Source organism: Aeromonas sp. 2692-1 (genome assembly GCF_013085505.1).
In the GTDB taxonomy this organism is placed as follows: domain Bacteria; phylum Pseudomonadota; class Gammaproteobacteria; order Enterobacterales; family Aeromonadaceae; genus Aeromonas; species Aeromonas hydrophila.
The window spans coordinates 677407-692005 of the sequence record NZ_CP038513.1 but is presented as its reverse complement, the minus strand read 5'-3'; the positions used below and the strand labels follow the sequence as shown (position 1 = coordinate 692005).

Annotated in this window: 14 protein-coding genes; 8 read left to right on the top strand and 6 right to left on the bottom strand. The window is 61.9% G+C overall.

Annotated features, from left to right (window positions below):
- Positions 1–136: 136 nt before the first annotated feature.
- The 6 genes from yegD to E5E97_RS03455 all read right to left on the bottom strand — a co-directional run bounded on the left by yegD (position 137) and on the right by E5E97_RS03455 (position 5082).
- Positions 137–1516, bottom strand: a complete 1380-nt coding sequence (gene yegD, locus E5E97_RS03480; protein WP_118880156.1) for a molecular chaperone — start codon at positions 1514–1516, stop codon at positions 137–139.
- Between the two features lie 91 nt (positions 1517–1607).
- Positions 1608–2597: a 2-hydroxyacid dehydrogenase gene (locus tag E5E97_RS03475; RefSeq protein WP_024945568.1), complete on the bottom strand. Its 990-nt coding sequence runs from the start codon at positions 2595–2597 to the stop codon at positions 1608–1610.
- Between the two features lie 77 nt (positions 2598–2674).
- Positions 2675–3148 carry a CreA family protein gene (locus E5E97_RS03470; protein WP_118880157.1) on the bottom strand — a complete coding sequence of 158 codons (474 nt, stop codon included), beginning with the start codon at positions 3146–3148 and terminating at the stop codon, positions 2675–2677.
- 21 nt (positions 3149–3169) lie between these two features.
- Positions 3170–3616, bottom strand: coding sequence for a DUF962 domain-containing protein (locus E5E97_RS03465; protein ID WP_118880158.1), 447 nt, complete (start codon positions 3614–3616; stop codon positions 3170–3172).
- 51 nt (positions 3617–3667) lie between these two features.
- On the bottom strand, positions 3668–4525 hold the full coding sequence (locus E5E97_RS03460; RefSeq protein WP_017409742.1) for a hypothetical protein: 858 nt from the start codon (positions 4523–4525) through the stop codon (positions 3668–3670).
- Between the two features lie 170 nt (positions 4526–4695).
- Complete coding sequence (locus E5E97_RS03455; RefSeq protein ID WP_010635769.1) at positions 4696–5082, bottom strand: TraR/DksA C4-type zinc finger protein; 387 nt, start codon at positions 5080–5082, stop codon at positions 4696–4698.
- A 468-nt stretch (positions 5083–5550) separates the two neighbouring features.
- On the opposite strand from E5E97_RS03455, the gene E5E97_RS03450 reads away from it, so the two are divergent.
- The 8 genes from E5E97_RS03450 to E5E97_RS03415 all read left to right on the top strand — a co-directional run bounded on the left by E5E97_RS03450 (position 5551) and on the right by E5E97_RS03415 (position 14514).
- On the top strand, positions 5551–6882 hold the full coding sequence (locus E5E97_RS03450) for a glutamine synthetase family protein (protein WP_011707799.1): 1332 nt from the start codon (positions 5551–5553) through the stop codon (positions 6880–6882).
- A 188-nt stretch (positions 6883–7070) separates the two neighbouring features.
- On the top strand, positions 7071–8432 hold the full coding sequence (locus E5E97_RS03445) for an aspartate aminotransferase family protein (protein WP_042067130.1): 1362 nt from the start codon (positions 7071–7073) through the stop codon (positions 8430–8432).
- 54 nt (positions 8433–8486) lie between these two features.
- Complete coding sequence (locus tag E5E97_RS03440) at positions 8487–9584, top strand: polyamine ABC transporter substrate-binding protein (RefSeq protein WP_171279872.1); 1098 nt, start codon at positions 8487–8489, stop codon at positions 9582–9584.
- 117 nt (positions 9585–9701) lie between these two features.
- Positions 9702–10787 (top strand): polyamine ABC transporter substrate-binding protein, encoded by a 1086-nt coding sequence (locus E5E97_RS03435; RefSeq protein ID WP_011707796.1) that lies wholly within the window; start codon positions 9702–9704, stop codon positions 10785–10787.
- Positions 10788–10862: 75 nt separating this feature from the next.
- Complete coding sequence (gene potA / locus E5E97_RS03430) at positions 10863–12017, top strand: polyamine ABC transporter ATP-binding protein (protein ID WP_011707795.1); 1155 nt, start codon at positions 10863–10865, stop codon at positions 12015–12017.
- The gene (locus tag E5E97_RS03425; RefSeq protein WP_017409743.1) at positions 12014–12919 is read left to right on the top strand and encodes an ABC transporter permease subunit; all 906 of its coding nucleotides are present in this window, start codon (positions 12014–12016) and stop codon (positions 12917–12919) included. The genes potA and E5E97_RS03425 overlap by 4 nt, the downstream gene beginning before the upstream one ends.
- Positions 12916–13758: an ABC transporter permease subunit gene (locus E5E97_RS03420; RefSeq protein ID WP_011707793.1), complete on the top strand. Its 843-nt coding sequence runs from the start codon at positions 12916–12918 to the stop codon at positions 13756–13758. The genes E5E97_RS03425 and E5E97_RS03420 overlap by 4 nt, the downstream gene beginning before the upstream one ends.
- Positions 13759–13803: 45 nt before the next feature.
- Positions 13804–14514, top strand: coding sequence for an MOSC domain-containing protein (locus E5E97_RS03415; RefSeq protein WP_171279871.1), 711 nt, complete (start codon positions 13804–13806; stop codon positions 14512–14514).
- Positions 14515–14599: the final 85 nt, after the last annotated feature.

Genomic DNA, 14599 nt, shown 5'->3' with positions numbered 1-14599 from the left:
GGGAGTGACAAGCATACCCTCTGTGCGCGCCCTCAGGCAGGGCGAGAGGGAGCGCCCCCGACTGCTTCTGTCGCCCTGTGGGTGGGGCCTGTGTCGTTAAATGGCAACACAGCCCCCATGCCTAGCTGCATTTGGGTCAGATCGGGGTGGGTTGACCGTTGCCAAACAGCCGCTCGGCGTAACGGGCCAGACCGGAGGCGACCGAGCCGAAGTCATCACCCCCTTCCAGCGGCACCTGGGGCAGCTTCTGGCGGATGAAGGCCTGGATCAGCGGGGAGCGAGCGCTGCCGCCGGTGATGAAGACCCGATCCGGCTGCACGCCGGCGGCGGCGATGGCCTCATCCATCAGCTCGCCAATCTTCTCCAGCAGCAGGGCAGAGGCATTGGCCAGCTGTTCGCGGGTCAGCTCCGCCTCCAGCCCTTTTTCCAGCTCGCTCAGCGATTGGTGATTGGACTCCTGCGTCGAGAGGGCGATCTTGCCCTGCTCGGCACGCCACACCAGCTGGTGGCTCAGCTTGTGAGCGCGCAGGCTGGCGAGGCGGCCCAGCTTGCTGCCGGGCTGGCTGTCGAGTTGCAGATCCTGCAGCTGGCGGGCGGTCTCCAGACTGTAGAAGCGGCTCTGGGCGCTGACGTCGTTGATGGCGGCGGCATCCCAAAACAGCGGGTGGGGGAGCGGCTTGCCGGTCTTGAGGGTCTCGTGCATGCCGAGCAGGGGCATCATGCCCTCCACCGTCAGCCGGATGTCGAAGTCGTTGCCGCCGATGCGCTGGCCGCTGTGGCCGAGCAGATCGCCGTCGCGATCGAGCCTGTCGCGGTGACTCGGGCCCATCCGCAGCACCGAGCAGTCGGTGGTGCCGCCGCCGATGTCCACCACCAGCACCACCGCATCCTCGGTCAGGCGGGCCTCGAATTCGAAGCCGGCCGCTACCGGCTCATAGAGAAACTCCACCTGTTCGAACCCGGCGAGCCGGGCCGCCTCGCTCAGGATGGCGATGGCCTGACGGTTGCTCTCTTCTCCCGCCAGCCCCTGGAAGTTGACCGGGCGACCGACCACGGCCCGGCGGATTGGCGCACCGAGCTGCTGTTCCGCCTCGCGCCGCACGTGCAGCATCATGGCGCAGACGATGTCTTCGAACAGGGCGATCTGCGGTGCCTTGAGGCCATAGGCGCCGAGGAAGGATTTCGGCGACTTGAGGTAGTAGCCGTCGTCCGGCTCTTCCAGATAGCGCTCCAGCGCCGCGGCGCCGAAGCTCAGTTCGTCGATCAGCCCCTCTTCACGCATCTGGCGGCGTACCGCCTGGGCCCGGGTGACCACGGGGCCGCGCAGCTTGAGGTACTCGCTCTGCTGGGCGGGTGCCAGCCCTTCTGCCAGCAGGCCGGCGATGGCATCCCGGTGAGGGGCATGCAGGGTGGAGGGAAGGTAGTGGGCACCGCTCAGGTTCAGCAGCCTGGGGCTGCCTTGTTCCATCACGGCGACGGCACAGTTGGAGGTACCGTAATCAAATCCGATAAACATGGGCAGCCAGACTCCTGAGCAAAAAAGGGCTGGTAGCCTACCCGAAGGCGCCGGGTCTCACAACCCGGCGCCTCGCTTATTGCGCGGTGGTTTACTCCACCTCGTTGTCACAGCGACCCTGGCTGTCGATGGCGCGGATGTTGCTGAGGGTGGTGTCGGCGATGGCGTGCAGCGCCTCGCGGGTCAGGAAGGCCTGGTGACCGGTGAACAGCACGTTGTGGCAGGCCGACAGGCGGCGGAACACGTCATCGGTGATCACCTCGTTGGACTTGTCGGCGAAGAAGAGATCTTCTTCTTCCTCGTAGACGTCCAGCCCCAGCGCGCCGATGCGGGCGGTCTTGAGCGCCTCGATGGCGGCGTTGGAGTCGAGGAGGCCGCCCCGGCTGGTGTTGATGATCATCACCCCGTCCTTCATCTTGGCGAACGCCTCCTTGTTCAGCAGGTGGTAGTTCTCCTTGAACAGCGGGCAGTGCAGGCTGATGACGTCGGACTGGCGGAACAGGGTATCGAGATCCACGTACTCGGCACCGAGATCGATGGCCGCCTGGTTCGGATAGGGATCGCTCACCAGCAGGCGCATGCCGAAGCCCTTGAGGATGCGCAGGGTGGCGATGCCGATCTTGCCGGTGCCGATGATGCCGGCGGTGCGACCGTGCATGTTGAAGCCGACCAGCCCCTCCAGCGAGAAGTTGGCGTCACGGGTGCGCTGATAGGCTTTGTGGATGCGACGGTTGAGGGTCATCATCAGGCCCACCGCGTGCTCGGCGACCGCTTCCGGGGAGTAGGCGGGCACTCGCACCACCTTCAGCCCCAGCTCCTTGGCGGCGGCCAGATCCACGTTGTTGTAGCCGGCGCAGCGCAGGGCGATCACCTTGGTGCCGTTGGTGGCCAGCTCGGTCAGCACCTCGCGGTCGGCATCGTCGTTGACGAACAGGCACACCACGGGGAAGCCGTGGGCCAGCCGGGCGGTCTTGGCCTCCAGCCGCACGTCGAAGAACTCCAGTTCATAACCGTACTGGCTGTTGGCCTGATTGAAGTGCTCTTTGTCGTAGCTCTTGGTACTGAAAACGGCGACTCTCATGGTGCGCTCTCCGCAGATAATGATGTAGTTAAATTACAACAAATATGGGCCGTCATCACGGGATAAATGGTGGGGATTCAGCCCCACGGCATGATGGGCACGGCGCTGACCGCGCTCTTGTAAGAGCCATCCACCAGCTTGGTGCTGTAAGTCAGATAGACCAGCGCGTTGCGCTTCTGATCGTAAAAGCGCACCACTTTCTGCTCCTTGAACACCAGCGAGGTGCTGACGTCGAACACCTCTTCCCCCGCCTTCAGCTTGGCGGGCAGGGTGATGGGGCCAATCTGGTGGCATGAGAGGGAGGCGTGGGAGGGATCTTCCGCCAGCCCGAGCCCGCCCTTGACGCCGCCGGTCTTGGGGCGTGCCAGGTAGCAGGCGACGCCGTCGATGCGGGGATCGTCGAACGCCTCCACCAGGATCTTGTGGTTGGGGCCAAACAGCTTGAAGGCGGTGCTCACCTCGCCGACGGGGTCGGCCTTGTCGGCCAGCGCCGGGCCGGCAATCAGTGCGCCCAGCAGCAGGGCGCGAGCTAGGTTCTGAGAATGTCTCATGGTCTCTCCTGTTGGCTTCCCTCAGTAGGGAATGCCCAAACGACGATAGAGGCTGGTCAGCACCCAGGCGGGGCCGATCAGCAAAAACTGCAGGTCGGTGAGGAAGGAGGGGCGCTTGCCCTCGATCTTGTGACCGACGAACTGGGCGATCCAGAGCAGCACGAACCCGGCCAGCGCCGGCCACAGCAAGGGGCCTTGCCAGCTGTGGCAAATGACCAGCCCCAGCGCGGTCAGCACCGTCATGCCCACAAACAGCGCAAACGACAGCCGCAGGTAGAAGGCCAGCACCGGAATGGCCGCCAGCGCGGCCCAGTTGAGCGACGGCGGCATCGGCCCGGCTGGCAGGCACCAGAGCAGGGCCAGGGCGCAGAGATAGATGCCGGGCACCGCCAGCTTGTGGATCGCCACATTGACCGGGTGCCGGTGGCTTTGGCCGTACAGTTCAAACCACTCCTCGATTCCCTTCATGGCACCTCCCTGGCGCACTGTTGGTGCCACCCCGGTTGAGGCGGCCGACTCTTATCCCTGCGGGGGATACTCCCAATATTGGGCCGGAATGGATTTTAGCAACGGTGTCATGTCGGGATTGGGCAGGGAGATGGTGACCCGCCGTTCGAGATTGGCACTGGCCAGGGCCTCGCGGATCTTGGGGTTCTCCCGAAAGAACTTCATGAAGCTGCCGTCGGCATAGGCCCGCTCAAGCCCGGTCTGGATCGCCTTGGCCAGCTTGGGGGATTCCGGGCTGACGAAGAAGAACTCCGCGAAGGGATAGCGGATCAGCAGGTGCTGATCGATGACCAGGTTGGGATATTGCGCCACCAGCTCGCTGCGCTCGGCGAAGATCTCCACCAGATTGCGCGGGAAGAAGTCCAGCTTGTCGCCGTCGTTGATCAGCCGAAACAGGTTACTGTAGCGCCCCGAGTAGGTGGGGATGCCGGCGTTTTCGAGGATCTTGTTGTCGGCCCAGCCCACCCCTTGCGCCGCCTTCAGCTGCTTGAGATCGGCCAGCGAGTTGATCTGGTTGAACTTCTCCTGGGCATCGGCGTGGATGAAGGAGAGCCGCAGCCCTTCCAACCCGCGAAACAGCGGGATCGGCACGGCGATGAGCGAGGATTCGAGGGCACTGGAGGTGCCCATCCAGAACACATTGATGGTTTGGCCCTTGCTCAGCTGTTGCTGCAGGCTGTACTGGTTGAGGTTGAGTTCGACCTGCTTGATGCGAAACGGCTGGCCAGCATGGGTCAGCGCCAGTTCCAGCAGCTTGAGCTGGTACTCTTTGTCGAGGTCGTTGATCGGCCGGCTGGGAACCTTGACCGTGAGGGTCTGTGCTTGTGCCAGCAACGGCAGACACAAGCACAGTTTGAGGAACCATTTCACTCTCTGCTCTCCTGTAGATTCCGGGCTTGCCCGGAGTCTAACAGAACTTGTCACTCTGTTGCTGCGTAGCCGTGATCCGCCAGGGTGAGCAGCCTGGTGTCCTCATTGTCACCTGCATGCCCACTCCGCTGGCGACGCTCGCCGCACGAATGTGAGCAGGCAGCGAGGCATCAGGCGACGCGACGATACACGTGGGTATCGTTGAACTCCTTGGTGCTCTGGCATTCGACGCAGAAGCGGGACTCGGGCCGAGCCTGCAACCGCTTGAGGGAGATCTCGTCACCGCAGGATTCGCAGTAACCGAAATCCCCTTCGCTGATGCGCTTGAGGGCACCACGCAGCTTGCGCAGATGCAGCTTGTCATGCTCGATGCGGTTCAGCTCCAGACGACGGGCTTCCTCGATGCTGGCACGGTCAATTTCATCAGCCATCTCGTTGGTATCGGTGGCGATGGCCTGGCTGGCCTGGGAGTTGAGGCGATCTTCGAGTTCGAGGATCTGGCGCTCGATCTGTCCCTTGTAAAAGGCCAGTTGGTCTTCAGTCATGAAATCACACATACGATTTACTACCAGTCAGTTTACTAACCCAATTATCCCTGTTTATGGGGGCTGTCTGCCTGCAGACCAAGCCCTGTGTCCTGAATTTGCACCAAATCCAAGCAGGAGAGTGCAAATCAGGGCGGGCCTTGTACCAAAAAAATGCAGGCATGCAAAGCAAAGAGGACAAGTATTGTGCGCCCTTGCAAAAAAATGACCCGATTCAGACAGGGTCTGACTGAGAACATGGGGGATCCTGCACGCTTGTTGGCACCGGGCTTGCAGTGAGTCGTTACCACGCCAGGGTGTTTAGTATTTGTCCCCGCGATGGTCATTATATGCGCCGTTATTTATAGTTTTTTAAACACCACCGCTTGACATTGCCCCTGATGGCGGGCTTTTATGGTGGTGTTGATTACAATTTGATAACAAGGGTGTTCCATATATTAGACACCCTTGCCAATGGCAACCGTAGAGTCGGGGTTTAACATGGACAGTATCAAGGGCTGGATGGAGAGCAATCGCATCACGGAAGTGGAGTGCCTGTTTCCGGATTTCACCGGCAATGCCCGAGGCAAGATCATTCCAGCCAACAAGTTTCTGCGCGAGGGGGGCATGCGCCTGCCCGAGGTCATCTTCACCCAGACGGTGACCGGCGAGTATCCGGATGACGACAGCATGATCGACCCGCTGGAGCGGGACATGCAGCTCTATCCCGATCCCAACACCATTCGTTTCGTACCCTGGGCGCTGGAGCCGACCGCCCAGGTGATCCACGACTGTTTCGACATCAATGGCAAGCTGATCGACATCGCGCCGCGCTCCGTGCTGCGTCGGGTCCTGTCATTTTACGAGAAGCAGGGCTGGAAGCCGGTGGTGGCCCCCGAGCTGGAATTCTATCTGGTCAAGCGCAACGAAGACCCCGACTATCCGCTGGTGCCGCCGGTAGGGCGCAACGGCCGCCCCGAGACGGCCCGCCAATCGTTCAGCATCGACGCGGTCAACGAATTCGACCCCATCTTTGAAGACATGTACGACTACTGCGAGGCGCAGGAGCTGGAGGTGGACACCCTGATCCACGAGTCCGGCGCTGCCCAGATGGAGATCAACTTCCTGCACGGCGACGCCGTCGATCTGGCGGATCAGGTGTTCCTGTTCAAGCGCACCATGCGGGAAGCGGCCCACCGCCACGGGATTTACGCCACCTTCATGGCCAAGCCGATGAGCGACGAGCCCGGCTCCGCCATGCACATCCACCAGAGTCTGGAAGATGTGAACGGCCGCAACCTGTTCGGCACCGAGAACGGCGGCCACTCCGAGCTGTTCATGCACTTCATCGCCGGCCTGCAGAAATACACCCCGGCGGTGACCGCGCTGCTGGCCCCCAACGTCAACTCCTACCGTCGCCTCACCTTTGGCGAGAGCGCGCCGCGCAACGTGCAGTGGGGGGTGGAGAACCGCACCTGCGGGCTGCGGGTGCCCTTCTCCGAGGCCAGTGCCCGCCGGGTGGAGAACCGCTTCGCCGGCGCCGATGCCAACCCTTATCTGGCGCTGGCTGCCACCCTGGCCTGCGGCTACCTCGGCATGATGGAGAAGCTGGAACCGCTGCCGGAGATGAAGTCGAGCGCCTATGAGCTGCCCTACAGCCTGCCCCGCTCGCTGGAGGAGGCGTTGAGCCACCTGGAACAGTGCGACCCCATCAAGGAGATGCTGGGCGAGCGCTTTACCCGGGCCTTCGTGGCGGTCAAACGCAAGGAATATGAGACCTACTTCGGGGTGATCAGCCGCTGGGAACGGGAGTTCCTGCTGCTGAACGTGTGACCCGGATGCGCGTCGGTCGCGCATCACCCTGCCCGGAGGGGCCGCAGGCCCCTCCCGCGTGAATCGAGACAGTTGGGGCGTAGGCACTGCATGACACCCGGTGCGTCACCGTGACCGGGGGGGAGAGTTTGCCCCTCATCAACTGACCAACAAACATCGCTTAAATCGAAGGAACCGAGGAGCAAGCAATGCAGCATACCACCCGTGAGTGGCAGCAACTGGAAGCCAGCCATCACCTGCATCCGTTTACCGATTTTCAGGCACTGAACAAGAAAGGCAGCCGCATCATCACCCGGGCCGAGGGCGTCTATCTGGAAGACTCCGAAGGCAAGCGCATTCTGGATGGCATGGCCGGCCTGTGGTGCGTCAACCTGGGCTATGGTCGCCAGGAGCTGGTGGACGCCGCCACCCGCCAGATGCAGCAACTGCCCTACTACAACCTCTTCTTCCAGACCAGCCATCCGCCCGCTGCCGAGCTGGCGACCCTGCTGGCCGAGATCACGCCGCCGCACCTCAACCACGTCTTCTTCACCGGTTCGGGCTCCGAGTGCAACGATACCGTGCTGCGCATGGTGCGCCACTACTGGGCCAGCAAGGGGCAGCCGGACAAACAGGTGATCATCAGCCGCCACAACGCCTACCACGGCTCCACCGTGGCGGGGGCGAGCCTGGGTGGCATGAAGGGGATGCATGCCCAGGGCGGGCTGCCGATCCCCGGTATCGTGCACATCGACCAGCCCTATCACTTCGGCGAGGGGCAGGGGATGAGCGCCCACGAATTCGGGCTGGCCCGTGCCCGTCAGCTGGAGGAGAAGATTCTGGAGCTGGGGGTGGACCAGGTGGCCGCCTTTATCGGCGAGCCGATCCAGGGCGCCGGCGGCGTCATCATCCCGCCCGACAGCTACTGGCCGGAGATCCAGCGCATCTGCGACAAGTACGGCATCCTGCTGATCGCCGACGAGGTGATCTGCGGCTTTGGTCGCACCGGTCACTGGTTCGCCAGCGAAGGCTTCGGCATCAAGCCGGATCTCATGTGCCTGGCCAAGGGCATCACCTCCGGCTATCTGCCGATGGGGGCCGTGATGGTGGGGGACAGGGTCGCCAAGGTACTGGTGGAAGAGGGAGGCGAGTTCAACCACGGCTTCACCTATTCCGGCCATCCGGTGGCCTGCGCCGTGGCGATTGCCAACATTACGCTTATGCAAAACGAAAGCATAGTTAAGCGAGTTCATGATACCATCGGCCCCTATTTGCAGCGCCGCTGGGCGGAGCTGGCGGACCATCCGCTGGTGGGCGAAACCCGTGGCAAAGGCCTGGTGGCCGCGCTGGAAATAGTGCAGGACAAGCAGACCAACAGCCGCTTCCCGGCTGGGCTGCAGGCCGGTATGACCTGTCGGGAGTTCTGCTTTAACAATGGCTTGGTGATGAGGGCGGTCGGCGATACCATGATCATATCGCCCCCCTTGGTGATCACCGAGGAACAGGTGGATGAATTGGTCAATCTGGCCAGGCTCAGTCTCGATCTGACGGCGGCAAAGCTGCGGGGATAGGCGGGCGCCGGGCAGGTTGGCTTGCGCATACAATTTGCTTAGGAGACAAGGACGATGTCTTTCAAAACGGGAATGATTGCAGCCTCTGTGGCACTGGTCATGATGAGTACCGGGGCGATGGCCGAGGACAAGGTGTTGCACGTCTACAACTGGAGCGACTATATCGCGCCAAACACGCTGGAAGACTTCCAGAAAGAGACGGGCATCAAGGTGGTCTACGACGTGTTCGACAGCAACGAGGTGCTGGAAGCCAAGTTGCTGGCCGGCAGTTCGGGCTATGACATCGTCGTGCCGTCCAACCCCTTCCTGGCCAAGCAGATCAAGGCGGGCGTGTTCCAGAAGCTGGACAAGTCCAAGCTCTCCAACTGGCAAAACCTGGATACCTCGTTGCTCAAGGCGCTCGAACCGAGCGACCCGGGTAACCAGTACTCCATTCCTTACCTGTGGGGCACCATCGGTTATGCCTACAACCCGGAGAAGGTGAAAGCCGTGCTGGGTGACAAGGCGCCGGTGGATTCCTGGGATCTGGTGTTCAAACCGGAAAACATGGCCAAGTTGAAGGAGTGCGGTGTCTCCTTCCTCGACTCGCCGACCGAAATGCTGCCGGCCGCCCTGCAATACTTGGGCTTCAAGCCGGACAGCCAGAAGCCGGACGAGCTGAAGAAGGCGGAGGAGCTGTTCCTCTCCATCCGTCCCTATACCGCCTACTTCCACTCCTCCAAATACATTTCGGATCTGGCCAACGGCAACCTGTGCGTGGCGGTCGGTTACTCCGGTGACTTGCAGCAGTCCAAGTCACGGGCGATAGAGGCCAAGAACGGCGTCAACCTGACCTACATGATCCCGAAAGAGGGGGCAGGCAGCTTCTTCGACATGCTGGCCATCCCGGCCGATGCCAAGAACGTGGAGGCGGCCCATGTGTTCCTGAACTACCTGATGAAGCCGGAGGTGATCGCCAAGATCTCCGACGCCGTCAGCTACCCGAGCGGCAACAAGGCTTCCGTGCCGCTGGTGTCCGAGAAGATCCGCAACGATCCGGGCATCTACCCGAGCGACGAGACGCTGGCCAAGATCTACACCTTCCCGGATCTGCCGGCCAAGGTGCAGCGTCTGATGACGCGTAGCTGGACCAAGATCAAGTCAGGCAAGTAAGTGACGAGTGCCCCTCCCGGTCCGCAGTTCGGCCGGGAGGGAGGTGACCCACCCGACAGGTTGGACGGCGCGTAAGGATGCGCGACTGGCAAATCACACATTAAGAGGACTGAGTAAGTGCACACAACCAAGATAGTGACGATGGCCCTGGCTCTGGGGTTGGCAAATGTGGCTCAGGCAGCCCCTGTGGTCCACTTTTACAACTGGTCCGACTATATCGGCGAGACCACCCTCAGCGACTTTCAGCGGGCGACCGGGATCCAGACCGTCTATGACGTGTTTGATTCCAACGAGACCCTCGAAGGCAAGCTGCTGACCGGACGCACCGGTTACGATCTGGTGGTGCCCTCCAACAATTTCCTGGCCAAACAGATCAAGGCGGGGGCCTTCCAGAAGCTGGATCCCGCCCTGCTGCCCAATCTGGCCAACCTGGATCCCGTGCTGCTCAAGCAGCTCGACAAGGTGGATCCGGGTCATCAGTACGCCGTGCCCTACCTGTGGGGCACCAACGGCATCGGTTACAACATCGACAAGGTCAAGGCCGTGCTGGGGGTCGACAAGATTGACTCCTGGGCCGTGATCTTCGAACCGGAAAACATGCAGAAACTGGCCCGTTGCGGGGTCGCCTTTCTCGACTCGGCAGACGAGATGATCCCGGCGGCGCTCAACTATCTGGGGCTCAACCCCAATAGCCAGGATCCGGCGGATCTCAAGCGCGCCGAGGAGCAGCTGCTCAAGGTGCGTCCCTACGTGGCCTATTTCCACTCCTCCAAGTACATCGGCGATCTCGCCAACGGCGACATCTGCGTGGCGGCCGGTTTCTCCGGCGACATCCTGCAGGCGGCGGCCCGTGCCGATGAAGCCGGCAAGGGGATCAAGATCGCCTACAGCATACCGAAGGAAGGGGGTAACCTCTGGTTCGACATGATGGCGATCCCGGCCGATGCCACCAACGTGAAAGAGGCGCACGCCCTCATCAACTACGTGTTGCAGCCCGAGGTGATTGCCCAGATCAGCAATCATGTGGGCTACGCGAACCCCAACGCCAAGGCGGGGGAGTTCATGGAGGAACACGTGCGCAATGACGAGTCCGTCTATCCACCCCAGGCGGTGCTGGAGCGGCTGTATGTGCAGCAGGCACATCCCCGCGCGGTGCAGCGCCTGATCACCCGGAGTTGGACCAAGATCAAGTCCGGAACCTAACCTTGGCGCCCATCCCGGGGCGCCAGACTGTTTTATGGATCGGCCCCGGCCGGTATTACCTTTGGGAGTTTGGTAATGGCGATAGCCTCCAGTGCCTACAAGAAAGCCCTCGAGGGCAGCCAGCAACGCAAAGAAGTGCTGGTCAAGATAGACAGGGTAAGCAAGCAGTTCGATGAAACGCTGGCGGTCGACAACGTGTCCCTCAATATCCACAAGGGCGAGATCTTCGCCCTGCTGGGCGGGTCCGGCTCCGGCAAGTCGACCCTGCTGCGGATGCTGGCGGGGTTCGAGCGTCCCACCGAGGGACGCTTGTTCCTCGACGGGGTCGACATCACCGACATGCCGCCCTATGAACGCCCCATCAACATGATGTTCCAGTCCTACGCCCTGTTCCCCCACATGACGGTGGCGCAGAACATCGCCTTCGGCCTCAAGCAGGATGGCCTGCCCAAGGCGGAGGTCGATGCCCGGGTGGAGGAGATGCTCAAGCTGGTGCAGATGACCCAGTATGCCCGCCGCAAGCCCCATCAGCTCTCCGGTGGCCAGCGTCAGCGGGTGGCGCTGGCGCGCTCGCTGGCCAAGCGGCCCAAGCTGCTGCTGCTGGATGAGCCCATGGGGGCGCTGGACAAGAAGCTGCGCTCCCAGATGCAGCTCGAGCTGGTCGAGATCATCGAACGGGTCGGGGTAACCTGCGTCATGGTGACTCACGACCAGGAAGAGGCAATGACCATGGCCGAGCGGATTGCCATCATGCACCTTGGCTGCATCGAACAGATCGGCAGCCCAATGGACATCTATGAAACCCCAGCCAGCCGGCTGGTGTGCGAGTTCATCGGCAACGTCAACCTGTTTGACGGTCTGCTGGTGGAGGATGAGCAGGACCACGCCACCATCGCTTGTGCCGATCTGGAGCAGCCCATCTATGTGGGCCACGGCATCAGCTCCCGCGCCGAGAACAAGAAGGTCACCTACGCCCTGCGGCCGGAAAAACTGCTGATGAGCCTGCAAAAGCCGGTGGAGATCGAGCATCCGGACTTCAACTGGACCAAGGGCGAAGTCTATGACATCGCCTATCTGGGCGGTCATTCGGTTTATCACATCCAGTTGCCTTCGGGCAAAATCGTTCAGGCTTTCATCGCCAATGCCGAACGCCACGGCAAGCGGCCGACCTGGGATGACCAGGTGTTCCTCTACTGGGAAGATGACAGCGGCGTGGTGCTGCAATCATGATGGCATTGAGACGACTGAAGGCACTGGGGGGGCGGCAGCTGGTGATCGGCATCCCGTTCTTCTGGCTGTTCCTGTTCTTCCTGCTGCCCTTCATCATAGTGGTGAAGATCAGCTTCGCCGAAGCGGACGTGGCGATCCCGCCCTACACCGACGTGGTGAGCTGGGCCGACGATCAGCTCACCATCTTGCTGCACATGGGCAACTACCTGTTGCTGCAGGAGGATGAGCTCTACATCGCGGCCTATCTCGGTTCCCTCAAGATGGCCTTCATCAGCACAGTGCTCTGTCTGCTGATCGGCTATCCGATGGCCTACTCCATCGCCCGGGCCAACAAGGAGACCCAGACTGTTCTGCTGCTGCTCATCATGATGCCGACCTGGACCGCGATCCTGATCCGGGTCTACGCCTGGATGGGCATTCTCAGCAACAACGGCCTGCTCAACAGCCTGTTGATGGGCATTGGCCTCATCAACGAACCGCTGCAGATCCTCAACACCAACCTGGCGGTCTACATCGGCATCGTTTACTCCTACCTGCCGTTCATGGTGCTGCCGCTCTACGCCAATCTGGTCAAGCACGACCAGAGTCTGCTGGAGGCGGCCTCCGACCTCGGTGCCCGCAACCTGACCCGGTTCTGGCAGATCACGGTGCCGCTCTCCAAGAACGGCATCATCGCCGGCTGCATGCTGGTGTTCATCCCGGTGGTGGGCGAGTTCGTCATTCCGGAGCTGCTAGGCGGCCCCGAGACCCTGATGATCGGCAAGGTGCTGTGGCAGGAGTTCTTCAACAACCGTGACTGGCCGGTGGCGTCCGCCCTGGCGGTAGTGATGCTGGCGGTGCTGATCATTCCGATCATCCTGTTCAACCGCAACCAGGCCAAAGAGCTGGAGGGTAAAGTATGAGGCGCTTTGGTTTTGCCAAGCTGATGCTGTGGCTGGGGCTGCTGTTCATCTACCTGCCGATGATCATCATGGTGATCTACTCCTTCAACGCCTCCAAGCTGGTGACGGTATGGGGTGGCTGGTCGCTGAAGTGGTATTTCGGCCTGCTCGACAACAAGCAGTTGATAGGTTCGGTGCTGCGTTCGCTGGAGATCGCCTTTTATACCGCCATCGCGGCGGTGGCGTTGGGGACGGTGGCGGCCTTCGTGCTGACCCGGATCCCGCACTTCCGTGGCCGGACCCTGTTCGGCGGCATGGTGACGGCGCCGCTGGTGATGCCCGAGGTGATCACCGGTCTCTCCCTGCTGCTGCTGTTCGTGGCCATGGCCCAGCTGGTGGGCTGGCCCGCCGAGCGGGGCATGGTGACCATCTGGATCGCCCACACCACCTTCTGTACTGCCTATGTGGCGATCGTGGTGTCGGCCCGCCTGCGGGAACTGGATCTCTCCATCGAGGAGGCGGCCATGGATCTGGGGGCCAAGCCCTGGAAGGTGTTCTTCCTGATCACCATCCCGATGATCGCCCCCTCGCTGGCGGCGGGCGGCATGATGTCGTTTGCCCTGTCGCTGGATGACCTGGTGCTGGCGAGCTTCGTCTCCGGCCCGGGCTCGACCACCCTGCCGATGGAGGTGTTCTCAGCGGTGCGGCTCGGGGTGAAACCCGAGATCAACGCGGTGGCCAGCCTGATCCTGCTGTCGGTATCGTTGTTCACCTTCGGCAGCTGGTATCTGATGGCCAAGGCGGAGAAACGTCGCCGCGCCGAGATCGCCATGACCACCCAGATGCAGGCAGTCGCCTGACCTCGTGTTAAGATCCGCATTCTCTCGTCAATCCGGAGGATGAGAATGCGGATCTCCATCTTTAGCGGCCAGGGTACCGAACTGGTTCCCGGCCTTGTCAGTGCCATCCACAAACAAGCCACCTCCATACCGCTCTGGTGCGGTCCCAATGGTCTGGCTGGCGACGAACAGTGCGACCAGCGCCACCATGGTGGCCCTGATCGGGCGCTGCACTACTATCCCGCCGATCACTACCCCTGGTGGCACAACTGGCAGACGGCGCTGGGCCTGCCGGCCCCGCGTACTCCCTGGCAACCGGCTGCCTTCGGCGAGAACCTCTCCGGGGTCGGGCTGACCGAGGCGCAGGCCTGCCTCGGCGATGTCTATCGACTCGGCGAGGCGCTGATCCAGATAAGCCAGCCCAGATCCCCCTGCTTCAAGCTCAACCAGCGTTTCGGCTATGGCCAGATGTCGCAGGTGATGCAGCTCAGCGGCCGCTGCGGCTGGCTGTTGCGGGTGCTGGAGGAGGGAATGGTGATGCCGCAGGAGCGGCTGGAGCTGGCGGACAGGCCCTACCCTGAGCTGACGGTAAAGCGCACCGCTGACATCCTGTTCAACCAGCTGCGCAACGAGGCGGACCTGCTGTTGCTGCTGGGAAATCCGGCCCTCTCGCCCAACTGGCGCAAGCATGCGGCAGACTGGCTGGAGCATGGTGTGGTCGCTGACTGGCGTCGCCGCTTGCTCGGCCCGGCCGAATTCCAGCTCGCCTCGTCATAAGCGTTGCCAGGCCATTTTTTGGCCGCTGACGGCTCAGGACGGATGGAACTGACGAATAGTTGAGCGAACAGCCATTTTTTTCCTT

Bases quoted from the DNA above. Each gene is read 5' to 3' on its own strand.
- yegD (WP_118880156.1), bottom strand. From the start codon at position 1,516: ATGTTTATCGGATTTGATTACGGTACCTCCAACTGTGCCGTCGCCGTG.
- E5E97_RS03475 (WP_024945568.1), bottom strand. From the start codon at position 2,597: ATGAGAGTCGCCGTTTTCAGTACCAAGAGCTACGACAAAGAGCACTTC.
- E5E97_RS03470 (WP_118880157.1), bottom strand. From the start codon at position 3,148: ATGAGACATTCTCAGAACCTAGCTCGCGCCCTGCTGCTGGGCGCACTG.
- E5E97_RS03465 (WP_118880158.1), bottom strand. From the start codon at position 3,616: ATGAAGGGAATCGAGGAGTGGTTTGAACTGTACGGCCAAAGCCACCGG.
- E5E97_RS03455 (WP_010635769.1), bottom strand. From the start codon at position 5,082: ATGTGTGATTTCATGACTGAAGACCAACTGGCCTTTTACAAGGGACAG.
- E5E97_RS03450 (WP_011707799.1), top strand. From the start codon at position 5,551: ATGGACAGTATCAAGGGCTGGATGGAGAGCAATCGCATCACGGAAGTG.
- E5E97_RS03445 (WP_042067130.1), top strand. From the start codon at position 7,071: ATGCAGCATACCACCCGTGAGTGGCAGCAACTGGAAGCCAGCCATCAC.
- E5E97_RS03440 (WP_171279872.1), top strand. From the start codon at position 8,487: ATGTCTTTCAAAACGGGAATGATTGCAGCCTCTGTGGCACTGGTCATG.
- potA (WP_011707795.1), top strand. From the start codon at position 10,863: ATGGCGATAGCCTCCAGTGCCTACAAGAAAGCCCTCGAGGGCAGCCAG.
- E5E97_RS03425 (WP_017409743.1), top strand. From the start codon at position 12,014: ATGATGGCATTGAGACGACTGAAGGCACTGGGGGGGCGGCAGCTGGTG.
- E5E97_RS03420 (WP_011707793.1), top strand. From the start codon at position 12,916: ATGAGGCGCTTTGGTTTTGCCAAGCTGATGCTGTGGCTGGGGCTGCTG.
- E5E97_RS03415 (WP_171279871.1), top strand. From the start codon at position 13,804: ATGCGGATCTCCATCTTTAGCGGCCAGGGTACCGAACTGGTTCCCGGC.